This window comes from [Zimmermannella] alba NBRC 15616, assembly GCF_001570905.1.
Lineage (GTDB): Bacteria > Actinomycetota > Actinomycetes > Actinomycetales > Microbacteriaceae > Pseudoclavibacter > Pseudoclavibacter albus.
The window spans coordinates 237,676-260,085 of record NZ_BCSO01000001.1 but is presented as its reverse complement, the minus strand read 5'-3'; the positions used below and the strand labels follow the sequence as shown (position 1 = coordinate 260,085).

At 66.1% G+C, this 22,410-nt stretch carries 19 protein-coding genes and 1 tRNA gene; 6 read left to right on the top strand and 14 right to left on the bottom strand.

Translation table 11 applies throughout. The features are described from left to right. Positions 1-5: 5 nt before the first annotated feature. The 7 genes from rho to argS all read right to left on the bottom strand — a co-directional run bounded on the left by rho (position 6) and on the right by argS (position 9,506). Positions 6-1,991 (bottom strand): transcription termination factor Rho, encoded by a 1,986-nt coding sequence (gene rho, locus ZAL01S_RS01240; protein ID WP_066078531.1) that lies wholly within the window; start codon positions 1,989-1,991, stop codon positions 6-8. 148 nt (positions 1,992-2,139) lie between these two features. Next, a complete protein-coding gene (gene thrB / locus ZAL01S_RS01235) occupies positions 2,140-3,090 on the bottom strand; it encodes a homoserine kinase (RefSeq protein WP_066078529.1) in 951 nt (316 codons plus the stop codon). Next, positions 3,087-4,178, bottom strand: a complete 1,092-nt coding sequence (gene thrC, locus ZAL01S_RS01230; protein ID WP_066078526.1) for a threonine synthase — start codon at positions 4,176-4,178, stop codon at positions 3,087-3,089. The genes thrB and thrC overlap by 4 nt, the downstream gene beginning before the upstream one ends. Before the next feature lie 26 nt (positions 4,179-4,204). Beyond that, positions 4,205-5,539 (bottom strand): homoserine dehydrogenase, encoded by a 1,335-nt coding sequence (locus ZAL01S_RS01225; protein WP_066078524.1) that lies wholly within the window; start codon positions 5,537-5,539, stop codon positions 4,205-4,207. After that, positions 5,536-6,981 carry a diaminopimelate decarboxylase gene (gene lysA, locus ZAL01S_RS01220; protein WP_066078522.1) on the bottom strand — a complete coding sequence of 482 codons (1,446 nt, stop codon included), beginning with the start codon at positions 6,979-6,981 and terminating at the stop codon, positions 5,536-5,538. The genes ZAL01S_RS01225 and lysA overlap by 4 nt, the downstream gene beginning before the upstream one ends. A gap of 66 nt (positions 6,982-7,047) precedes the next feature. Then, complete coding sequence (locus tag ZAL01S_RS01215; RefSeq protein WP_066078520.1) at positions 7,048-7,740, bottom strand: LmeA family phospholipid-binding protein; 693 nt, start codon at positions 7,738-7,740, stop codon at positions 7,048-7,050. A 101-nt stretch (positions 7,741-7,841) separates the two neighbouring features. Then, a complete protein-coding gene (argS, locus tag ZAL01S_RS01210; protein ID WP_066078518.1) occupies positions 7,842-9,506 on the bottom strand; it encodes an arginine--tRNA ligase in 1,665 nt (554 codons plus the stop codon). Positions 9,507-9,648: 142 nt separating this feature from the next. Here argS and ZAL01S_RS01205 point away from each other — a divergent pair. Continuing rightward, positions 9,649-9,721, top strand: a tRNA-Arg gene (locus ZAL01S_RS01205). A gap of 53 nt (positions 9,722-9,774) precedes the next feature. Here ZAL01S_RS01205 and ZAL01S_RS01200 read toward each other — a convergent pair. Continuing rightward, positions 9,775-10,059 (bottom strand): DivIVA domain-containing protein, encoded by a 285-nt coding sequence (locus tag ZAL01S_RS01200; protein ID WP_066078515.1) that lies wholly within the window; start codon positions 10,057-10,059, stop codon positions 9,775-9,777. Between the two features lie 195 nt (positions 10,060-10,254). Here ZAL01S_RS01200 and ZAL01S_RS01195 point away from each other — a divergent pair, with 195 nt between their 5' ends. From ZAL01S_RS01195 to ZAL01S_RS01185, 3 genes are all read left to right on the top strand, one after another. After that, positions 10,255-12,342 carry a TPM domain-containing protein gene (locus tag ZAL01S_RS01195; RefSeq protein ID WP_066078513.1) on the top strand — a complete coding sequence of 696 codons (2,088 nt, stop codon included), beginning with the start codon at positions 10,255-10,257 and terminating at the stop codon, positions 12,340-12,342. Between the two features lie 117 nt (positions 12,343-12,459). Further along, the gene (locus ZAL01S_RS01190; RefSeq protein WP_066078510.1) at positions 12,460-13,251 is read left to right on the top strand and encodes a PspA/IM30 family protein; all 792 of its coding nucleotides are present in this window, start codon (positions 12,460-12,462) and stop codon (positions 13,249-13,251) included. Positions 13,252-13,411: 160 nt separating this feature from the next. Beyond that, entirely contained in the window at positions 13,412-13,801 is a 390-nt protein-coding gene (locus tag ZAL01S_RS01185) for a Fe-S oxidoreductase (RefSeq protein WP_066079299.1), read from the top strand. On the opposite strand, the gene ZAL01S_RS01180 is transcribed toward ZAL01S_RS01185, so the two are convergent. The 4 genes from ZAL01S_RS01180 to ZAL01S_RS01165 are packed head-to-tail and all read right to left on the bottom strand — an operon-like array spanning position 13,798 to position 17,488. Continuing rightward, a complete protein-coding gene (locus ZAL01S_RS01180; RefSeq protein WP_066078506.1) occupies positions 13,798-15,249 on the bottom strand; it encodes an amidase in 1,452 nt (483 codons plus the stop codon). The genes ZAL01S_RS01185 and ZAL01S_RS01180 overlap by 4 nt on opposite strands. Further along, positions 15,250-15,942: a uracil-DNA glycosylase gene (locus ZAL01S_RS01175; RefSeq protein ID WP_066078503.1), complete on the bottom strand. Its 693-nt coding sequence runs from the start codon at positions 15,940-15,942 to the stop codon at positions 15,250-15,252. After that, entirely contained in the window at positions 15,939-16,658 is a 720-nt protein-coding gene (locus ZAL01S_RS01170) for a Type 1 glutamine amidotransferase-like domain-containing protein (protein ID WP_066078501.1), read from the bottom strand. The genes ZAL01S_RS01175 and ZAL01S_RS01170 overlap by 4 nt, the downstream gene beginning before the upstream one ends. Next, positions 16,655-17,488, bottom strand: a complete 834-nt coding sequence (locus tag ZAL01S_RS01165; protein WP_066078498.1) for an SDR family oxidoreductase — start codon at positions 17,486-17,488, stop codon at positions 16,655-16,657. Before ZAL01S_RS01165 ends, ZAL01S_RS01170 begins: the two co-directional genes overlap by 4 nt. Positions 17,489-17,600: 112 nt before the next feature. Between ZAL01S_RS01165 and ZAL01S_RS01160 the strand changes: the two genes are divergently transcribed. Together ZAL01S_RS01160 and metX are read left to right on the top strand one after the other, a co-directional pair. Then, positions 17,601-18,899 (top strand): bifunctional o-acetylhomoserine/o-acetylserine sulfhydrylase, encoded by a 1,299-nt coding sequence (locus ZAL01S_RS01160; protein WP_066078495.1) that lies wholly within the window; start codon positions 17,601-17,603, stop codon positions 18,897-18,899. A gap of 2 nt (positions 18,900-18,901) precedes the next feature. Continuing rightward, the gene (gene metX / locus ZAL01S_RS01155; RefSeq protein WP_066078492.1) at positions 18,902-20,104 is read left to right on the top strand and encodes a homoserine O-acetyltransferase MetX; all 1,203 of its coding nucleotides are present in this window, start codon (positions 18,902-18,904) and stop codon (positions 20,102-20,104) included. On the opposite strand, the gene ZAL01S_RS01150 is transcribed toward metX, so the two are convergent. Further along, positions 20,101-21,432 carry a glycosyltransferase 87 family protein gene (locus ZAL01S_RS01150; protein ID WP_159421532.1) on the bottom strand — a complete coding sequence of 444 codons (1,332 nt, stop codon included), beginning with the start codon at positions 21,430-21,432 and terminating at the stop codon, positions 20,101-20,103. The genes metX and ZAL01S_RS01150 overlap by 4 nt on opposite strands. Beyond that, the gene (locus ZAL01S_RS01145; protein ID WP_066078487.1) at positions 21,429-22,370 is read right to left on the bottom strand and encodes an ADP-dependent NAD(P)H-hydrate dehydratase; all 942 of its coding nucleotides are present in this window, start codon (positions 22,368-22,370) and stop codon (positions 21,429-21,431) included. The genes ZAL01S_RS01150 and ZAL01S_RS01145 overlap by 4 nt, the downstream gene beginning before the upstream one ends. Positions 22,371-22,410: the final 40 nt, after the last annotated feature.

The window sequence follows — 22,410 nt, the reverse complement described above, 5'->3', positions numbered from 1 at the left end:
GTCGCTCATCGCGTCACCTTTCCAGCCTGAATCGGACGCTGACGCACACTCTCGACGAACTCAGCGTTCGAGTTCGTGCTCTCGAGTCGCTCAAGGACCGACTCGAGGACGCTGCCAGCGTCCGTGCCCGAGAGCGCGCGGCGGATGGACCAGGTTGCCTCAACCTCGGCCTTGGACAGGAGTGTCTCCTCCATGAGCGTCGAGGAATTCTGGATGTCGAGCGCCGGGAAGATGCGGCGGTCGGCAATCTCCTTCGAGAGGCGAATCTCGAGGTTCTCGGTGCCGCGGAACTCTTCGAGGATAACCTCGTCCATGCGCGAACCGGCCTCGGTCATCGCGGTCGCGAGGATCGTGAGCGAGCCACCGTTCTCGACGTTGCGGGCTGCACCGAAGAAGCGCTTGGGCGGGTAGAGGGCCGATGCGTCAACACCGCCGTCAAGGATGCGGCCCGACACCGGCGCCGTGAGGTTGTAGGCACGGCACAGGTGCGTGATCGAGTCGAGGAGGACGACCACGTCAAGGCCCAGCTCGACGAGACGCTTCGCACGCTCGATGGCGAGCTCTGCGATCGTCGTCTGGTCTTCGGCCGGGAGGTCGAAGGTTGCCGCAACAACTTCGCCACGGATCGTGCGCTGCATGCGGGTGAGTTCCTCAGGACGCTCGTCGACGAGGACGAGCATGAGGTGCGTCTCCGGCGAGGTCTCGGCGATCGCGTTCGCGACGCGCTCGAGGACGACCGACTTGCCCGACTTCGGCGGTGCGACGATGAGGCCGCGCGAACCCTTCCCGATCGGGGCGAAGAGGTCGATGAGGCGCTGGCCGACGTGGCCGCCCGCGGTCTCGAGCTGGAGTCGCTCGCTCGGGTAGAGCGGCGTGAGCTGGTCGAACTCGGGGCGCTCCTTGATCTCCTCCGGCGTCTTGCCGTTGATCGTGTCGAACTTGACGATCGCGTTGTACTTCTGGCGGCCGTGGTGGTGCTCGCCCTCACGCGGCTGGCGGATGGCGCCGACAATTGCGTCACCCTTGCGCAGGCCGTACTTCTTCACCTGGCCGAGCGACACGTAGACGTCGTTCGCGCCCGGCAGGTAGCCGGAGGTGCGCACGAAGGCGTAGTTGTCGAGGACGTCGAGGATGCCCGCGATCGGGAGGAGGACGTCATCCGGTGCGATCTCGGGGTCGACGTCGTCATCACGGCGGTTACGCTTGCGGTCGCGGTTGCGGCGCGAGCGGCGGGCCTCCTGCTCGTCCTCGTCGTTCGATGCGTCGGCGTTGTTGTCGCCGCCCTGCTCCTGGCCGCCGTTCTGCGCGCGGCCACGACGGTTGCGGTTACGGCCAGCGGTCTGGTCGTCGTCGTTCGAGTCCTGCTGGTTCTGCGACTCCTGGTCGTCCTGCTGGGAATCGCCACCGTTGCCACGGCCACGGCGACCACGACCGCGGCTGCGCTTGCGGGTGCGGCGCTCGCCCTGCTCGTTCTCGTCCTTGTTCTCGTCGTCCTGCTCACCGCGTGCGGGAGGAAGGACGAGATCGTCGAGGCTCATAGGAGCCTCAGCGTCGGCGTCGGCAGGCGTCTCGGTCGGCGCCTGCTCGGTGGCGGGAGCCTCCGAGGCGTCGGCTGAAACGGTGGCGCTCACGCGGCGGGGACGACGTCCACGGACCCGAGCCCCGGTCGGTGCCTCGGCAGCGCCATCCGCTTGCTCTGCAGCGTCGCTCGCGTTGGTCGTGGTGGTCTCAGCGTCCTCGGCGGGCGTCTGAGCCTCGGCCGTGCTCTGCTCGGCGTCCTGCCCCGTGGTGGCTTCGGTCGTGGCAGCGGTGAGCTGTTCGACGCCCTCGCTTGCCTCGGCCTGTGCCGCTTCGATGGCGGCGATGAGTTCGCTCTTGCGCAGGCGGCCCTTAATGCCGTAGTTCGCGGCGAGCGCCTGGAGGTCGGCGACGCGCATCGAGCTAAGCGCAGGCGTTGCGTCAGCGCTCGCGGCGCTGGTGTTCTCGGTCATTCTGAAGCTGTCCTTCGTTCGGCTCCGTCATGGAGCATTCAGCGGCATCGCCGAGCAGAACTCCGAGCGTCGAAACCCACGCGAGATGAGGCGTCGGGCGAATATCGGGTGATCCGGCGAATGCCGAGTGATGAGTGGCTTCCCGGCGCTAGGCGGACAGAGACTCTGTCTTCGTGGAAGCCACAGACACTGTAGCACCGCGCGAGTCGATCTCGACTGGGAACGCGCGCCAGCCGTCATGCTCCGCGGCAATCTCGGTGGCGCGGTCGCGTGCGTGTTCGGACTCGGCGAGGACGAGGACGCTCGGGCCAGCACCGGAGATCACGGCAGCGAGGTGCTCGGCACGGAGTTCTTCGACGAGTTCTGCGCTCGCCGGCATCGCGGCAGCACGGTACGGCTGGTGCAGGAGGTCTTCGGTTGCCGCGTACAGCAGTTCGGGCTCGTCGGTGAGTGCGAGCACGAGCAGGCTCGCGCGGGCAACGTTAAAGACGGCATCGCGGTGCGGCACCTCGCTCGGCTGCAGTCCGCGAGCAACCTTTGTGGAGAGCTTTTGCTCCGGCACGAGCACGAGCGGGTAAATGTCCTCGTGCACTTCGCGGCGCACCATATACGGGCGGTCGGCGTCGGTCCACGCAATCGTGAAGCCTCCGAACAGGCACGGTGCGACGTTATCGGGGTGGCCTTCGAGCTCGGTGGCGAGCTTGAGGAGCTGCTCGTCGCTCACATCGACGTCGTCGCCAACAAGCTGGGCGGCGAGGAGCACACCGGCGGCAATCGCAGCGCCGGAGGAGCCCATGCCGCGGCCATGCGGGATGCGGTTGACGGCGCGCAGACGGAGCCCTTCGCGACCGAATCCGAGCTCGGCGAGGCTCGCGTCGAGAGCACGGATGATGAGGTGCTGTTCAGTGCGCGGCACCGAGTCTGCGCCCATGCCCTCGATTTCGATGTCGAGAACGCCCGGTTCGCAGGTGGTGAGTTCGATCTCGTCGGCAACGCTCAGCGCGAGGCCGAAGGTGTCGAATCCGGGGCCGAGGTTGGCACTCGTGGCGGGGACGCGCACGCGGACGGTGCGGCCCTGGGGAACGGTATGGAAGCTCATGCGGCCGGCTGCTCGTTCGGGGTGATGCCGAGCGCTGCGGCAACTTCGCCCGTGTCGGCGCGGACAACCGTCGGGGCGAGGTCTTCGCCGTCGGCACCCTTGAGCGCCCACTGCGGGTCCTTGAGACCGTGGCCGGTCACGGTGAGGACGATCTTGGCGCCGGCCGGAATCTGACCTGCGTCCGAACGCTCGAGGAGACCGGCGACCGAGATGGCCGAGGCAGGCTCGACGAAAATGCCCACCTCAGAGGAGAGGACGCGCTGCGCCTCGAGGATCTTGGCGTCTTCGATCATGCCGAAGTAGCCGTTCGTTTCGTCGCGTGCTTCGAGTGCGTGGCCCCACGAGGCTGGGTTGCCGATGCGGATCGCGGAGGCGATCGTCTCGGGAGCCGTGACGACCTCGCCGCGGACGATGGGGGCAGCGCCAGCAGCCTGGAAGCCGAACATGCGCGGCATTCTCGTGGCGTGGCCGGCAGCCGCGTACTCGCGGTAGCCGCGCGTGTAGGCGGTGTAGTTACCTGCGTTGCCGACCGGAATGAAGTGGAAGTCCGGGGCGTCGCCGAGGACGTCGATGATCTCGAAGGGTGCCGTCTTCTGACCCTCGATGCGGTCGTTGTTCACCGAGTTCACGAGGTGCACCGGGTAGTTGTCGGCGAGTTCGCGCGCGATCGCGAGGCAGTCGTCGAAGTTGCCTTCGATCTGCAGGAGGTTTGCACCGTGGGCGATGGCCTGTGAGAGCTTGCCCATCGCGATCTTGCCCTCGGGCACGAGCACGGCCGAGCTAATGCCCGCGTGGGTCGCGTACGCGGCAGCCGACGCCGAGGTGTTACCAGTCGAGGCGCACACGACGACCTTGGCGCCATACTCAACCGCCTTCGAGACAGCCATCGTCATACCGCGGTCCTTGAAGGAACCGGTCGGGTTGATGCCCTCGTACTTCACCCAGACATCTGCGCCGGTGCGGCGGCTCAGTGCCGGAGCCGGGATGAGAGGTGTGCCACCTTCACCAAGGGTGATGATCGGGGTCGACTCAGTGACGTCGAGGTGATCTGCGTACTCACGAATGACGCCCTGCCACTGCTTGGCCATGACTTACCTCTGCTTCCGTTCAGTGCTTAAGCGGCGCTCTCGACGCGAAGAACGCCGGTGACGGCGTGCACAGAGTCATCGCTCGAAAGGGCCTGCACGACTGCGTCGAGCGCATGCTCTGCAGCCAGGTGGGTTCCAATCACCAGCGTAGCGTGCGCTGCTGCGGGCTCGTGCGACGCACTCGCGTCACGCTCAGGGATGGACTGCTCGAGTGTGGCAAGCGAGACGCCGTGGTCACTGAACAGGCCAGCGATCTTCGCGAGCACACCCGGCTCGTCCTTCACCTGGAGGGCGATCTGGTAGCGCGTGTGGACCTCACCAATCGGGAGGACCGGCAACTCTGCGTGGCGAGATGCGGCAAGACCCGGGCCACCGGCAACCTGACGGCGTGCCGCCGAGACGAGGTCGCCGAGAACAGCGGATGCGGTTTCGACGCCGCCCGCGCCCGCACCATAGAACATGAGGTCGCCAGCCGCCATCGACTCGATGAAGACGGCGTTGTTGCCACCGTGGACGGCTGCAAGCGGGTGGGCTGCCGGGACGAGTGCAGGGTGCACGCGCGCCGACACGGCCGCTTCCCCCGCCTCGTTCTGGACTTTCTCGCAAATCGCGAGGAGCTTCACGACGTAGCCCGCACGCGTCGCGGCCTTGATCTGCTCGCTCGTGACGGCCGTGATGCCTTCGCGGTAGACCGAGTCGACGGGAACCGTCGTATGGAAGGCGATGGATGCGAGGATCGCAGCCTTCTGCTGAGCGTCAAAGCCCTCGATGTCGGCGGTCGGGTCGGCCTCTGCGTAGCCGAGTTCGGTCGCGATCCGGAGCGCCTCGGCGGGCGAATCGCCGCGCTCATGCATGCGGTCGAGGATGAAGTTCGTTGTCCCGTTCACGATGCCGAGGATGCGCGTGACCTGGTCGCCCGCGAGCGAGTCGCGGAGCGGGCGGATGATCGGGATGGCACCGGCGACGGCAGCCTCGTAATTGAGCTGAGCACCGCGCTCCTGGGCGATCGCGAAGAGCTCCGGGCCGTGGGTTGCGATGAGCGCCTTGTTCGCGGTCACGACATCCGCGCCCCGCTCAAGCGCCGTGCGGATGCGCGTGCGGGCGGGCTCGATACCGCCAATGAGTTCGACGACAAGGTCGGCTCGTGCAATGAGCGACTCAGCGTCGGTCGTGAAGAGCTCGCTGGGCAGATCAACATCACGCTTGGCATCGACATTCCGCACCGCAATGCCGATGAGCTCAAGCTCCGCGCCCACACGATGCGCGAGTTCGTCGCGTCCCTCGAGCAAGAGACGCGCAACCTGCGATCCGACCGAACCTGCTCCGAGCAGGGCGACCTTGAGGGGTTCGTGCTGACTCATGCCGTGGGCTCCTGTTCATGTGGGGTCGGGGCTGCGCTGAACGTCATGTCGCGCATGAGGAGGTCTTCGATCGTCTCACGACGCACCATCAGCTCAGCTGCTCCATGACGAACTGCGACGATCGCGGGGCGTGTGAGGTAGTTGTAGTTGCTCGAGAGCGAGTGGCAGTAGGCGCCGGTTGCCGGCACCGCCACAAGGTCGCCGAGCGCGAGGTCGCTCGGCAGGTAGCCGTCGTGGACGACGATGTCGCCGGACTCGCAGTGCTTCCCGGCAACGCGCACGAGCATCGCATCTGCGGTGCTGGCACGGGAGGCAAGACGCACGGTGTAGTCGGCGTCGTACAGCGCGGGGCGGGCGTTGTCGCTCATGCCGCCGTCGACCGACACGTAGTGGCGGACGGCATCGCCGTCACCCACGTGCACCGCTTTGATGGTGCCCACTTCGTAGAGGGTGACGCCGGCGGGGCCGATGAGCGAGCGTCCGGGTTCAAAGGCGACGTGCGGCAGCGGGATGCCTCGTTCTGCTGCCTGCGTGGCGAGTTCACGCGCAAGCTCCGTAGCCATGTGTGCCGGGGCGAGCGGGGTCTCGTGCTCGAGGTAGGCGATGCCGAAGCCGCCGCCGAGGTTGAGCTCGGGGAGACCGCGACCGATGGCCTTCGAGGTGCGCTCGTGGAGGTCGAGCAGGCGATCGGCTGCGGCGAGGAATCCGCTCGTCTCGAAAACTTGCGAGCCGATGTGCGAGTGGAAGCCGAGCAGTTCGAGGACGTTCTCCTCCGCAACCTGGACCGCCATCCGCTCAGCGTCGGCGATGGTGACGCCAAATTTCTGGTCTTCGTGCGCGGTCGCAAGGTAGGAGTGCGTGGACGCGTGGATACCGGAATTCACGCGAATGCGCACGCGCGGGCGTGCGCCCATCTCGCGTGCGAGCGTCGTGAGGCGCTCGAGCTCATGCCGTGAATCGAGGACGATCGAGCCGACACCCTCACGGATGGCGCACGAGAGCTCTGCCACTGACTTGTTGTTGCCGTGGAAGCCGATCCGCTCCGCTGGGAACCCGGCACGAAGCGCGAGCGTGAGCTCACCGAGCGAGGCAACATCAAGATTGAGTCCCTCTTCACGGACCCACTGCACGACGGCGCCGGTGAGAAAGGCCTTCCCCGCGTAGTAGATGGAGGCACTCGTGCCTGCCTCGGCAAAGGCGGCGGTGAAGGCTTCGAGGGTGCTCCGCATCCGGCTGCGAGCATCATCCTCATCGATCACCATGAGCGGCGTGCCGAATTGGCTCGCAAGCTCGCTCGCCCACAAGCCGCCAAGTTCAATCTCTCCCCCGCTGTTCCGCCGCGCATTCGTGGGCCAGAGCTTCGCGCACAGCGCATTGAGATCGCCCGGCTCAGGCAGCCAGTCGGGAGCGATCGAGGCGGCAGGGTCGGGTGCAACACTCACCTTCTCAGGCTACCCGGCACCTCCGACAGAGCATTGTGCGGGAAGGCGGGGGCTTCCCCCATCCCGCTATGCAGCGGGACAGCTCCCCCGCGCTGAAAGGTGTGCTTCGTCCAGCGGAAGATTGTCACTCGAAAAGCTTGCGACAACGCCCGAGGTCCGCACCTCAAGGCCAGTCACTTCGATGTCAGACGGCAGGTATTCCTCGGCACACACGGGCAGTCCGCCATCGCCAAGCTCAGGCCAAATGCTGCTCGGATCGACGCTGAGGTCCCCGACATGTGCCTTCGTCTGCTGCACGTCGAGCATGACCTGACCGTTGGAAATACCAAGCCCCGCGATGACATCCACACCGACGGGTATGCCGAGCACATTGAGTTCGCTCACGAAGGCAAGCTGGCCGTCTCGGAATTCGAGCTGGTCAACGACACCCGGGATCCCAATCGCCTGGGCCGCAGCCTCGGGCGTCAGCGTGATCGTGCCGCGAACATGTTCGGCCTGCGGTGTCGCGCCCAATTGGACGCCACTGAGCTGCGTCGACACGTCAAGCGGCACAACACCAACCTTGAGGTCACGCGAATGGAGCTGGATGTCGCTGAATCGACCCGAGATCGCCTGCGGCAGGAAGAGTCCACCGCCGATCGTCGCGTCAACGTGGCCGCTCACGCCGTCCGGGAGCTGCTGTTCGATGCGAGCCTCAAGCTCGGACTGGGCGATGCTCCGCCCCAAGAACTCCGCGACGACAAGGCCGATCGCAAGCACGACGAGCGCCAGAACCGCCCAGAACAGACGGCGACGGCCGCCCCGCGTATGCCTGGAGGCAGGCGTGGCGGTGGCGGCCGAGGCGGTCGTGAATCGGATCGCTACATCCGTTCCGGTGCGGCAACGCCAACGAGGCCGAGGCCGTTGCGGAGCACCTGGCTGGCGGCGTCGTTGAGAACGCGACGGGAGTGGTGCACAGCCTCAACCTCTTCGCCGTCGCGCGGGACGATGCGGCAGTTGTCGTACCAGCGGTGGTAGAGGCCCGAGATCTCTTCGAGGTAGCGGGCAATGCGGTGTGGCTCACGCTGGTCGGCGGCGTACTCGACAAGGCCCGGGAACTCCTGGAGGGCACCGAGGAGTGCCGACTCGGTCTCGTGCGTGAGCGTCGACGGGTCGAACTGCTCGCCCGTGACGCCGGCTTCCTGCGCCTTGCGGGCAACGTTGCACGTACGAGCGTGTGCGTACTGCACGTAGTAGACCGGGTTCTCATTCGTGTTCTTCGCGAGCAGGTCGAGGTCGATCGAGAGCGTCGTGTTCGCCGAGGCGCGGACGATCGCGTAACGGCCAGCGTCCGCACCAACGGCGTCGACGAGGTCGTCCATCGTGACAATGTTGCCGGCACGCTTCGACATACGAACGGGCTCGCCGTCCTTGACGAGGTTCACCATCTGGCCGATGAGGAGCTCGAGGTTGTAGTACGGCTTGTCGCCGAAGGCGCCACACATGGCCATCATGCGGCCGATGTACCCGTGGTGGTCGGCACCGAGCATGATGAGGCACTGGTCGAAGCCACGCTCACGCTTGTTGAGGTAGTAGCCGATGTCGCCCGAGAGGTAGGTGGGCTCGCCGTCGGAGCGGATGATGACGCGGTCCTTGTCGTCGCCGAAGGGCGTCGTCTTGAGCCAGGTTGCGCCGTCCTTCTCGTAGACGTAGCCACGCTCGCGGAGGATGTCGATCGAGCGAGCAACTGCACCCGACTCGTGGATCGAGTCTTCGTGGAAGTAGACGTCGAAGTCGACGCCGAAGTCGTGGAGCTTCTGCTTGATCTCGTCGAACATGAGGCCGACACCGACCTTGCGGAAGGTTTCCTGCTGCTCTTCGGGGCTGAGTGCGTCGATGTCGCCCTCGTACTTTGCGACGACGTCGCGGGCGATCTCAGCAATGTAGGCCCCGCCGTAGCCGTCCTCCGGAGCCGGCTGGCAAAGGTGTGCAGCCTGGAGCGAGCGCGCGAAGCGGTCGATCTGGGCACCGTGGTCGTTGAAGTAGTACTCACGCGTCACATCGGCGCCGGTGGCCTCGAGGATGCGGGCAAGCGAGTCACCAACGGCGGCCCAGCGGACACCACCCATGTGGATGGGGCCGGTCGGGTTCGCCGAGACGAACTCGAGGTTGATCTTGATGCCGTCGCGGCTGTGCGACTTACCGTACTCGGCACCCTGCTCGACGATCGTCTTCGCGAGCTGGCCAGCAGCGCCAGCATCGAGCGTGAAGTTGATGAAGCCGGGGCCAGCAACCTCAGCCTTGGCGACGGCCGGGTGCTCGGCCATCTCGTCGGCGATTTCCTGGGCGAACTCGCGCGGGTTCGAGCCGGCACGCTTGGCCAGGCGCATCGCAATGTTCGTCGACCAGTCGCCGTGGTCGCGGTTCTTCGGACGCTCGAGCGTGATGTCGTCGACGCTCACCTCGATCTCTCGGCCAGCCTCGCGTCGCTCGAGAGCGTGATGGACAGCGGTGGCAATGGGCTCGAGAAGATCGTTCGCGTTCATAGTCCCTCTAGTCTACGCAGGGGCGGATGGATGGATTCCGCCTATCCTCCCATGTTTTTCCTAGGCACTTCGCACTACAAGCACTCAGCTCACATCCCCCAGAAACGCGCGGGCGCTCGCCTGGTACGCTGGACGCTGGTTCGCCTCCGTAGCTCAGTGGATAGAGCGCCGGTTTCCGGTACCGTAGGTCGCAGGTTCGACTCCTGTCGGGGGCACGAAAAATCAGGGCCTCACCAGCAGGTTGGTGAGGCCCTGATGCTTTGTCTGATTACTGCCCGTGCTGTTGCTCGTGCTCCATGAACACGTGCTGCAGCCGGTCGAGGAATTCGTCAACTTCCTTCGGCGAATACCCTTCGCGGTAGCGGGTCTGGGTGAATCGCACGTCTTCAACAGCCTTCGCATCGACCGGGGTCTCGTCGATGGAAGCGCCCTGTTCGAGTCGCTCAAGGGATGCCTTGACCTCGTCGAGGAACACGTCGACTTCGCGCTGGTCGTAGCCGACTTCGAACTTGGTGGCGCGGAAACGCTCGCGCACAACGTCATCGCTTCGCATGGGGCTCCTTATGGCTTGGGCGGGCCAGGACGCGCGGCCATGGTAGGCACGGGATCACGAGAAGCTCTCGGATTCTCGACCCATCTCGGGCGTTGTTCAGCCGTTATTGACGTGACGTTTCGGTAGCGTTCGAACTTGCGGCAGCCCGGGGCGAACACTCGGCTGCGTGTCATCTGTCGTCGATACCCTCCAGCTATGTCGCGCTATTCCTCTCTCGCGCTCCCCTACCGGGTGGTCCTCGCACTCGCGGTAGCCGTGTTGAGCGCCGCGTTTGCGAGCACCTTCCTTCTGCCGACGTCGCCAGCTGTTGCAGCGACCGCCAAGGCTGTCGATACCGCGGTCTGGGATGAGGCTGGCGCGCTCGATGGCCGTCAGGCAGAGGTCGAGCAGGCCATCGAAGTGCTCGAATCTGAGACCGGTGCCCGGCTCCACGTCATTGTCGTTAACCGTTTCGACGGCGCCTCGAACGGGTTCGACTGGGCAAGCCAGGTTGCCGAGAAGTCGGGGTACGACAAGCAGGACGCCATCTTCTACGTGGGGATGCGCGCGGGCGACTTCGGCATCAACGCAAGCAAGGAATTGGGCCTCAGCTCGGGCCAGATCCGCGACATTGAGTCGCTGGCCCGCACCAAGCTCGAGGCGAACGACATTGCCGGTGCCGCCATCGCGGTGGCTGACGGTGCCCGCCTCGGGCTGCAGGGGAAGGACATCACCGGGGCGTCGAGCGGCTCCGGTGCGAGCAGCGCGCCAAGCACCTCGATGGCCTCGGCCATGCCGTCAATCTTCCTGCTGGGTGGCCTTGCCATTCTCCTCTTCAGCATTTTTGGTATCGCCACGTGGCGTCGTTCACACACGCGCGCGAAGGAGCAGCAGGCACTCGCTGCGGCGTCCCAGCAGCGCATGCACGATCTCGCCACGCGCGCCGGTCAGTCACTCGTGCGTCTGGATGACGCGCTGAAGTCTGGCGAGCAGGAGCTCTCCTTCGCGAGTGCCGAGTTTGGTGAGGAGGCCATTGCGCCGTACCGCACGGTGCTCGTCTCGGTACGTGAGCAGGCGGGTGAGGCGTTCAAGCTCCAGGGCCTCCTCCTCGACCACATCCCAGACACCCCCGAGCAGCAGTTCGAGTGGAATACCCGGATCCTCGAGATCACCGAACGGGAATCGCAGCGGCTCGCCCAGGCTGGCAAGGAGTTCGACGACCTTCGCGCCATGGCGAAGAACGTTCCGTCGACGCTCATGGCCGTGACTGAAGCTGCCCAGGCGGTGCAGGCCCGCATCGCTTCGGTCGAGCAGCTCCTCGAGCGACTCAAGCAGCGTCACACACCCGAGTCGCTCTCGACGCTCGTGGATACTCCGCAGCAGTCGCGTGACCGCCTCGCGTTCGCCCTCGACCGTGTCACCGACGCGCAGTCGGCCCATGCATCCGGTCGCCCCGGTGAAGCCGCCGTGTTTGCTCGCGACGCGCAGGAAGCGATCTCGCAGATCGACGTCCTCCTCGGCCGTGTCGAGCGTGCCGAGACGGAACTGGATGCTGCCGCGCAGCTCATCCAGGCCGAGATCGCCGACATGCAGAACGACATCACGCTCCTCGAGCAGTCGAACCCGGCACAGCCCGCGATCGACGCCATCGCACGTGCCCGCAAGGAAATCGCTGCTGCCAGCTCGGCGCAGAACGCGCAGCGGAACCCCATCGGGGTCCTCGATGCGCTTCGCGCCGCGGATGACGAACTGGATGTCCAAGTGCGTGCCCTGCGTGAGGCACAGGCACAAATCGCGCGCGACCGTTCGCGCGTCGAAGGCATCCTCATGCAGGCGCGTTCGCAGTTTGACGGCGCAAGCTCCTACATCAACGCGAACCGCGGTGCCGTGGGCACCGAGGCGCGCACGCGTCTTGCTCAGGCAGAGTCCGAGCTCGGTCTCGCCCAGCAGCGCATGAACGATGCCCCGCTGGAGGCTCGCCCGCACGCTGAGCAGTGCATCGCCCGTACGAAGGAAGCCATGCGTCTCGCGGAGAACGACGTCCAGCAGGGCGCCATGATGCTCGGCGCTCCAGGTTACGGCGGCTACGGCAGCGGCTACCGCTCCCGCTACGGCGGCTACTACGGCGGCCGCTCCTCCGACTTCGGCAGCGCCGTCATCGGCGGCATCATCGGCGGCATGCTCTCGGGCGGCGGCTCAAGCCGAAGCGGTGGCTTTGGTGGCGGCTTCGGCGGTGGCGGCGGTGGCGGATTCTCCTCCGGTGGCGGCGGCTGGTCGTCCTCCGGCGGTGGCGGATTCCGCTAGGCGCTCGGCTCACGTTCAACCGGGCACGGCAAGCTAAACCACACGACCAACGACTCACCTTTTCGTTTCGACCAATTCACATCCGCGGGACTTTTCCGCACCCCGACAGGAGGCACCATGCCGGCAAAGCAGTCCATCTTCGGCCGTATCTCGCAGCTCGTTCGCGCGAACATCAACGCGATGATCGACCAGGCTGAAGACCCGCAGCTCATGATCGACCAGCTCATCCGCGACTTCACGAACAACATCTCGGAAGCCGAGGCCGCTGTCGCCCAGACCATCGGCAACCTCCGCCTCATGGAAGACGACTACCGCGAGGACGAGCAGGCCGCACAGGAGTGGGGCGGCAAGGCCCTCGCCGCAAGCCGCAAGGCCGACGAGTTCCGCGCCGCTGGCAACGCCACCGACGCCGACAAGTTCGACAACCTCGCCAAGGTTGCCCTCCAGCGCCAGCTCCAGGCTGAGGGCGAGATGCGTGTCGCTGAGCCGCAGATCGCGTCGCAGACCGAGGTCGTCGAGAAGCTCAAGACCGGCATCGAGAACATGCGCACGAAGCTCTCGCAGCTCCAGGCCAAGCGCAACGAGCTCGTCGCTCGCGCCAAGACCGCTGAGGCCCAGGGCAAGGTCATGGACGCGATGGGCAAGATCAACGTCCTCGACCCGACGAGCGACATCGGCCGCTTCGAAGAGAAGATCCGCCGCGAAGAAGCCCGCGTTCGCGGCCAGCAGGAACTCCAGGCTTCGAGCCTTGACGCTCAGTTCGAGCAGCTTGAGGACCTCGGCCAGATGACCGAGGTTGAGGCTCGCCTCGCCGCGCTCAAGGCCGGCAACACGCCGAGCACGATCGGCCAGGGCGAGAGCGCTGCGCTCACGCCGGAGCAGCTCGAGGGTGGCTCGCTGCACGCCTAAGTCGTGATGTGGTGAAGGGGCGGTCCGTTTCGGTGGACCGCCCCTTCTGCTGTCTCGTGTCGAGGCCATGCGACGGATGCGTTCAGGATGTTGCCTCTATGCTCATCGCGTGTCTCGAATCGCTGCTGTACCTCCAGCTCTGGGCCGTCTCGCGCTCAAGATCATCCTCGCGGTGCTGGAACGTCGTGAGTTCGTGAACTCGCCGCTCACTGAGGCGGGCGCGAAGCTTGCCACAGTTGGCGCGCTCATGATCGGTCTTCCGCTCTCGCAGGGCCGCGTCGAGCGCGTGGATGGCCTCATTGTGTGTCGTGGGCTCCCGAAGTGGGCGTACGCGCGCGGCGGCACCTGCGTTGGCAGCGTCTACCTCACGGGCAATGTCGTGAGCGATCGGGTACTGCGCCACGAGCGCGTCCACGTTGATCAGTGGAAGAAGTACGGGCTTCTCTTCCCCATCCTGTACTGGCTTGCCGGTTCCGATCCGCTCAAGAACCACTTTGAGATTGAAGCGGGCCTTGAGGATGGCGGCTACGTGCGTCGGTCTGCTCGCTAGCGCACCGTCTCGAGCGGGCACGCCCGTTTGCGCCAGGCAAATTCGCGTTCGAGCTGCTGGCCAAGGCGAAGCAGGGTCAGTTCGTCGCCAGCCCGGCCAATGAGCTGCACACCGATCGGCAAGGGATCGGCAGCGATTGGCAGGGCGATGGCTGGAAGGCCCGCAACATTCACATACGAGGTGAAGGGCGTGAACTGGCATTGCTGCTCGAAGTTGCGCTCGCCGTCCTCCGGATCGAAGCTGCCAAGGGCTGGCGCGACGTCGTTCAAGATGGGCGTCAGGATGACGTCAAAGGCTTCGTAGGCGGCGATGACGCGCGCCTCGAACTCGGTCAGCCACTTCAGCGCATGCGCGAGTTCGGCGGCGGTGCGCTGTCGACCAACGCCGACGAGCCAGCGTGTGAGCGGTTCGACGTGCTCGAGTGCTTCATCTGTCACGGGGAGAGCTGCTCCCCCGGCCTGCCAGACGGTACGGAACGCGTCCGCGTAACCCTGCCAGCGTTCCGGCGTCGGCGCAGGCAGGACGTCATGGCCGAGTGCGGCGAGACGTGACACGGTGCGCTCGAGGACGTCCTGCACACCGTCGGACCAGCTGATCTCCATCCGCTCGGTCCACGGCGTCCAGGTGGAGACGCCAACACGCAGGTTCCTCGGTGTTTCGCTCGCACGGAGAGCTGCCAAGTAGGAGCGCTCCGGGTGCGGTGCGTCGAGTGCGAAGGGATCGTGTGCTCGGCCGTCGCCGTGACGCGGGCCGATCATCCCGTCGAGGAGGAGCGCCGCATCCTCAACCGTGCGTGTGAGCGGGCCGGACACGGGCAGGCCGGCAAGTTGGTCGATGCCCGTGCCGCCGGGCACACGGCCGCGCGAGGGCTTGAGGCCGACGAGTCCGCAGGCTGCGGCGGGGATGCGGATGGAGCCGCCGCCGTCTGAACCCGGAGCGCAGGGCAGCATCCTCGCAGCAACCGCAACGGCCGCTCCACCTGAGGAACCGCCGGGCGTGCGCGTCGTATCCCACGGGTTTCGTGCCGGTTCGCCGATGAGGTTTTCTGTGTAGGCGGGGAAGCCAAACTCAGGGCAATTCGTCTTGCCGATCGACACGGTGCCGGAGGCGTCGAGGTCGCGGGCAAGGCGCCCACTTTCGGGCTGTGGTTCGGAGCTCCCGAGCCGGGACCCCCAGCTCGTCGGCATGCCCGCCCGATGGTCGAGATCCTTGTCACCGATCGGGATGCCCCAGAGCGGCAGGGTATGTTTCAGGCCTTCTTCTCGCTCGAGCTCGTCGACCCGGGCGCGGGCGCACTCTGGCGAGAGGTGCGTGAAGGCACGGAGTTCTCCGTTGAGCGCTTCGGCGCGGGAGAGGAAGTGCTCGCTCACCTCGCGTGCGGTCACCTCACCGGCGAGCATCTGCTCGCGCAGTTCGATGGCTGTGAGGTCGTGCAGTTGGTTCGTCATCTAGGCCACCCGCCAATCGATCGGGGCGCTCCCCTGCTGCACGAGGAGCTCATTTGCGCGTGAGTAGGGCCGCGAGCCGAAGAAGCCGCGGGACGCCGAGAGCGGGCTCGGGTGTGGGGATTCGATGCGCGGAATCTGGCCGAGCATCGGTGCCGCGGACTGAGCATCCCGGCCCCACAAGATCGCGACGAGCGGGCCGCCACGTTCAACGAGGGCGCTCACGGCCCGTGCCGTCACCTGTTCCCAGCCAAGCCCGCGGTGCGAAGCGGGCGCGCCCGGACGAACGGTGAGGCAACGGTTGAGCAGCAGCACCCCCTGCTCGCTCCAACGCGTGAGATCACCGTGTTCGGCGGTCGGGATGCCGAGGTCGCTCTCAAGTTCCCGGTACATGTTCTGCAGGCTCCGCGGGAGCGGACGCACATGCCGTTCGACCGCGAAGGAGAGACCGATCGGATGCCCTGGCGTCGGGTACGGGTCTTGTCCCAGGATGATGACGCGCACCTCGTCGAAGGGCTGCGCGAACGCCCGGAGGACGTGCTGACCCGCAGGAAGGTAGCTTCGTCCGGCAGCGCCTTCCGCGCGCAGGAACTCGCCCATCTTCGCGATGTCAGCGGCAACAGGCTGGAGCGCCTTCGCCCATCCGGCATCCATGAGCCCATCGGCGACGAGTTCCTCGAGCGTGTGCGCGCTCATGCGGCGCGATCCGAACGGACCTGGACGCCTTCCTCACCGCCGAGCACGCGCCACACGCTTCCCGTGCCGAGGATTTCGAGAGCGCCTTCGGCAATCACGAGCGTGGCCTGTTCGTCGATCGCGAGGATGGCATCCGCGAGGCCTGCTTCAACGCTCGCAATGGCGCGCGTGAGCATCCCCTGCTCGACCGCGTGCGAGTCGATCGTGACGTCAATGAGGCCGATAGCATCGCGCAGCTCGACCTCATCGAGGCCCTCATTCCACGCTTCGCGCAGCACGGGCACGCCGCCGATTCGCCAGCCACCAACGATGGCCTGGGCTGCCGCGAGCATCGCGCCAGCCGAGCTGCCAAAGTACGGCACGCCCTCGCTCACGAGGCGACGGAGATCGTGGAAGATCGGCTCGAGGACGGCGTGGACATGTGGGACGGTGCCGCCAGCGACGACGATGCCGCTCGCGGTCGAAATCTCGGTGAGGTCGATCTCACGCGTGGGCGTACCGTCCGCGGTGATGTCGACGATGACCTCGCACACGCCCGCGCCCTGCGCAGCAAGACGCTCGATGAGGGCTCGCTGAAACCCCGCGACCTCGCCACCGTCTGCCGCAACGATGACCGCAATCTCACCCGTACCGCGAGCGCGAGCCTCTGCGACGAAACGCTCAAGCGGGGCGTTCAGGGCGTCGCCGATGCCGCCGCCGTGCAGAAAGACACTCATGCGCTTACTCCTTCGTTGGGCTCGCGGATGGCAAGTGGGCCGCGAACGAGTTTGTGCTGGGCCGCCTGAGCGACCGGCCGAACCATGATCTCATCCACGTTGAAGTGGCCGGGCAGCTCGAGTGCCTGAGCGATGGCGAGGGCAATGTCGTCTGCGGTGAGCGGGTGGTCGACGCCCTCGTACACCTTCGCTGCTGCCGCTGCGTCGCCGCGCAGTCGCACGGTGGAGAACTCCTCGGTGTGCACGAGCCCGGGAAGCACTTCCATGACGCGGATGGGTTCACCCGCGAGTTCGAGACGAAGCACCTTCACGAGCATGTGTTCTGCAGCCTTCGCTGCGTTGTAACCGGCACCGCCCTCGTACGGGGTGACGGCTGCTGTTGACGTGACGGTGATGATGTCGGCGTGCGGGAAGCCGTCCTTATCGTCGGCGGCGCTCGCGCGGAGGATCGGCAGCATCCCGGCGGTGAGTTCCTTCGTGGCGATGACGTTGATCTCGAACATGCGTCGCCAATCGTCCGCGCTGCCATCCTCAATGGAGTCGACGCCAATGGCGCCGCCGGCGACGTTCACGAGCGCGTGGATAGGTGCGAGCGTTTCGAGTTCGACGAGGAGCTCCTCGCGTGCATCCTCGTCGGTGAGGTCGCACGGAATGCTCACGGCGCCCGTTGTCGCAGTGAGCTCGGCGAGACGGTCGGCGCGGCGTGCGGTGGCGATGACGCGCCAGCCTCGCTCGATGAGCGTTTCGACGGTGGCGCGGCCGATGCCGCTCGAAGCACCCGTCACGAGTGCGGTTCGGTGGGTATGGTCGCGGCAAGGCTCGTTCGTCATGGCATCCATCGTGGCACTGAACAGTCGGTAATGGGTCGGAATGTGACGCTGCGCATTGCCGAAGTATCGCGGGACGGGGATGGTAGAGGTACTTGAGCGATGGGGAGACGTCATGACTGATCAGGCAACGCGGTTTGAGACCCGACAGATTCACGCTGGTGCGCAGACTGACCCGACGACGAAGGCTGTCGTCACGCCGATCTACCAGTCGACCTCGTACGTGTTCGATTCCGCGGAGCACGCGGCAAAGCTGTTCTCGTTGGAAGAGCCTGGCAACATCTACACGCGCATCATGAACCCGACGACGGCGGTGCTTGAAGAGCGGATCGCGTCGCTCGAGGGCGGCACGGGTGCGCTCGCGCTGTCCTCCGGCCAGGCGGCTACGACCTTCGCGATCCTCAACATTGCGCAGGCGGGTGACCACATCGTCTCCTCGGCGTCGATCTACGGCGGCACGGTGAACCTTTTCCAGCACACGCTCGCGAAGCTCGGCATCGAGGTGAGCTTCGTGGAAGACCAGAACAACCCGGCTGCGTGGCAGCGTGAAGTGCGCGAGAACACGAAGGCGTTCTTTGCGGAAACGATCGGCAACCCGGCCGTGAACATTCTTGACATCCAAGCGATCGCGGATGCCGCGCACGAGGCGGGCGTGCCGTTCATCGTTGACAACACCATTGCGACGCCGTTCCTGATCCGCCCGGTCGAGCACGGCGCCGACATCGTCGTCCACTCGGCGACGAAGTTCCTCGGCGGCCACGGTTCGGTCGTTGCGGGTGTGGTCGTGGATGGCGGCAGCTTCCCGTGGAGCGAGCACGTGGAGCGTTTCCCGGGCCTCACCGAGCCCGACCCGAGCTACGACGGCCTCAGCTACACGGGCGCCCTCGGCGACGGTATCGCGTTCATTACGAAGGCGCGCGTACAGCTGCTGCGTGACCTTGGTGCGACGCTCTCCCCCGCATCCGCGTGGCAGATCATTCAAGGCATCGAGACGCTCTCGCTCCGCGTGGAGCGTCACGTAGAGAACGCGCTCGCGATTGCAGAGTGGCTCGAGTCGCGTCCCGAGATCGTGCAGGTGAACTACGCGGGCCTCGCCTCGAGCCCCTGGCACGAGCTCGCCGGGAAGTACGCGCCGAACGGTGCCGGTGCGGTGCTCTCCTTCGAACTTCGCGGCGGCCAGGATGCGGGCCGAAAGCTCGTCGAGTCGGTGAAGCTCTTCAAGCACCTCGTGAATATTGGCGATGTGCGCTCGCTCGTGTGCCACCCGGCGTCCACGACGCACGCCCAGCTCACGCCCGAGCAGCAGCACGCGGCGGGTATCTCGCCGGGCCTCGTGCGCCTCTCGGTCGGTCTTGAGCACAAGGATGACCTCATCGCCGATCTCGAGCGGGCGATCGCCGAGACCTCGCGCTAACGATGCGCTGGGAGCACGATCCGAGCGCGTGGGGTGAAGTCGATCACCTGGGCGCTGATCCGCGGGCGACCGTGTTTCGCCCGCCTGCGACGGGTGCTTGGCAGGACGGCGACATCGTGGGGTGCCGCCGCTTCGCGCAGGTGGGTTCGTTCACGACGGAGCACGGTGGGGTCATCCCGAACCTCCGCGTCGCCTACGAAACCTTCGGCACGCTCGATGAGTCGCGCGGAAATGCTGTGCTCGTGTTTCACGCGTTCACGGGTGACTCGCACATTGCGGGCCCCGCCGGGAACGGGCATCTCACCCCTGGCTGGTGGGATGCCCTTGTCGGGCCAAGCAAAGCGATCGACACGGACCGCTTCTTCGTGGTGTGCAGCAATCTTTTGGGCGGCTGTCAGGGCACGAGCGGGCCTGCGTCCTACGACACGAACGGTCACCAGTTTGGGCCACGCTTCCCGCGCGTGAGCGTGCGCGACCAGGTGCGTGCCCAGTTGCTTCTCGCCGACGAGCTCGGCATCGACCGCTTCCACACGGTCATTGGCGGTTCGATGGGCGGGATGCTCGCCCTCGAGTGGGCGCTCTTGGCTCCGGAGCGGCTCGAACGCCTCGCCGTGCTCGCTGCCCCGCCCGAGACGGATGCGCGAACGATCGCCGAGAACACGCTCCAAGCGGATGCGATTCGTCTGGACCCCGAGTTCCGCGGCGGCGACTACTACGACTCGGTGGGCCCGTGGCGAGGCCTTGCCCTCGCCCGGCGTCTCGCGATGATCAACTACCGTGCCGCCGACGAGTTCGGCAACCGTTTCGGGCGCTCTTGGCAGTCGGAGCGGTCCCCGGTCACGAGCGATGGCCGCTATGCGGTGGAGTCGTACCTCGATTTCCACGGCAACCGCTTCACGCGCCGCTTTGACGCGAACAGCTACCTCACGCTTCTCGAAGCGATGAACTCGCATGATGTCGGCCGTGATCGAGGCGGCGTGGAAGCGGCACTCGCAACGATCGCCTGTCCGACGCTCGTTGCTGGGGTCCCAAGCGACACGCTCTTCCCGATCGAGACGCAGCACCGCATCGCACGCGGCATCCAGCACTCGATCACGGGCGACGAGGCGTTTGTCATTGAGTCGCCGTGCGGGCACGACGGCTTCCTCGTGGAGGACGTGATCCTCGGGCCGAACCTCGCAGAACTCTTGGCGCTCGAGATTTAGCGCGCGCAGTCGGAGTCGTTGGCGGGAGCCATGCCGGTGTCCTGCAGAGCGTCTGCCGGGCGCTCATGGGTTCGGCGCCAAAGCTCCCGCAGCATCCACGCACAGAGCACAAGCTCAAGGGCGTTTCGAACCGTCACCATCATCGCGCCGGAAATGTTGATGTCTTGAATCGAGTCGTAGCCCCACGGGTAGATCCACTGCGTGAGGAGGGCAATCGCAAGCGAGAGGAAAGCCGCAGCTCGCCACCGTTCCCCTTCCAGGAGCAGTCCAGCGAGCGCAATCGCAATGATCCAGCAACTGAACTGCGGCGATCCAACCTTGTTGCACACGATGAGTACGAGCGTGAAGCTCCCTGCGAGCGGCATGAGCAGGCGCTGCCCGGCTTCGCTTCCCGGGCGACGGAGCACCGTGACGGCTCCGATGAGCGCGAGAGCAGCAACCATGAACGGAGTCAGGATGCTTGCGGCAGCGTCGGTCCCTTCGCCTCGAAGCTGGAAGGTGAGGATCTCGAAGGAGTAGTAGACCTCGTAGCCGGGCACGCCAAGTGCCGCCAGCCATACGAAGGGTGTCGCGGCGACGGATTCCACTTGCAGTCCTCGGCCCGTCTGTTCCGTCACGAAGGACAACACGTTCGGCCAGCCGCCGAGCGTGAGCGCGAAACCGAGGACTGCCGCGCAGACGCCAACCGCGCCGATGGTGAGCCTCCGCCGTGACTGGCGTTCGCTGAGGAACGCTGCCGCGAACGGCGCAACGGTCCAGATCTTCATCCAGGCGAAGAGCGTCATCCCGGCACTCGCGAGCGCGGGATGACGTCGCAGCGCAAGCATCGCGAGCACGGCGAGAGGTGCGGTCACCGAGTCGATGCGTCCGAGGGCGATCGGGCCAAGAGCAGCAAGCGCGGCTACGGTCCACCACGCGATACGGCGACGACCGGCAGCAGTGCTGCTACGTGGCTTCCACAGCGTCAGGTACGCGATGAGCACCGCCCACGCGAAGCTCGCGATGACGAGCCAGGCAACACCGAAACCGAACCGGTCTCCCCCGCTCACAGCTCCCGCGAGCAGCATGGGCACGAGCGACACGATCGGGTACACATAGGGCGCATCGATGCCGGGGATGCTGCCGTTCGCGACCTCTTCCGTCCACCCGCGGTACACGTCGAGCACGTCACCCATGGGGTATGCGGCCGAGTAGAGGTTCATTCCGCCAAGGACGAGGCACAACGTCACGAAGCTCAACCAAATGAGCCAGATCGAATGCCAATGCCGCTCGGCTTGGGGTGGGGTTGGCTGGAGTTCCTTGCGATCGTGGATGGTGGTCGGCATCATGCTTCGGCGAGCGTGGCAGCGAGCACGGTCGGCACGGCACGGGCAAGATCGCTCGCACGAATCGGCCCCATGAATCCGGCTGCCATCGCGGGGTGCGACATCGCGTCGAGGACTTCTTCTGCCGTGATGTGGTCGCCGCTTGCGCGACGTGCAGCGGTCCATGCCGCCCAGGCGTGCACCCAGGCGCCGAGGCTCGCCTGCCAGGCCATCTCCTCGTTCGTGAGGGACATGGAGGAGCGGGCTGCCGCGCCCGCGAGGAAGGCGCCGATCATGCCGGAGAGGACGTCGCCGGTGCCTGCGGTGGCGGCCCAGTGGCTCGGTGCTTCGATGAGGTGCGCGGTCTCGGCCCCAGGGGTGACGATGCGGGTGGCAGCACCCTTGATGAGGACGATTTGTCCCGTGTGCTCGGCGACACTGCGGGCCTGCTTGCCGCGGGCCGTGCGCGTGCGGCGACGGCCAGACTTCTGCGTCGAGATGGTGCCAAGGCCAAGCTGTTCGCAGAGCTTGTCAAGTTCACTCTCGTGCGGGGTGAGGATGCAGGACTTCGGCGTCGTGTCAGCGATGAGTTCGAGCGCTCCAGCATCTACGACGGTCGGGAGGTCCATCTCGACGAGTTCACGCAGCTCCGTCGCCCGTGCGTCGTCTCGGGCGCTGCCGATGCCCGATCCAATAACCGCGGCGTCTGCCCTGCCGCCACCCACAACGACCTCAGGCAGGCGTGAGAGGACGAGCGAGGTGGGGGTTTCGGGCCCGAGGTATCGCATGAATCCAGCACCGCCTGCGAGTGCCCCGGCGCAGCTGAGGACTGCGGCCCCCGGGTACTCCTCGGAGCCGGTCGCGAGCAGCGTCACACCGCGTGTGTACTTGCTGTCTCGCAGGGCAGGCGCGGTGACGAGGCGCCGCGCATCATCGAGCTCGAAGGGGCGGGTCGCAATCATGCCGAACAGGCTACCTGGCGAATCTTTTCGCCACGCGAAC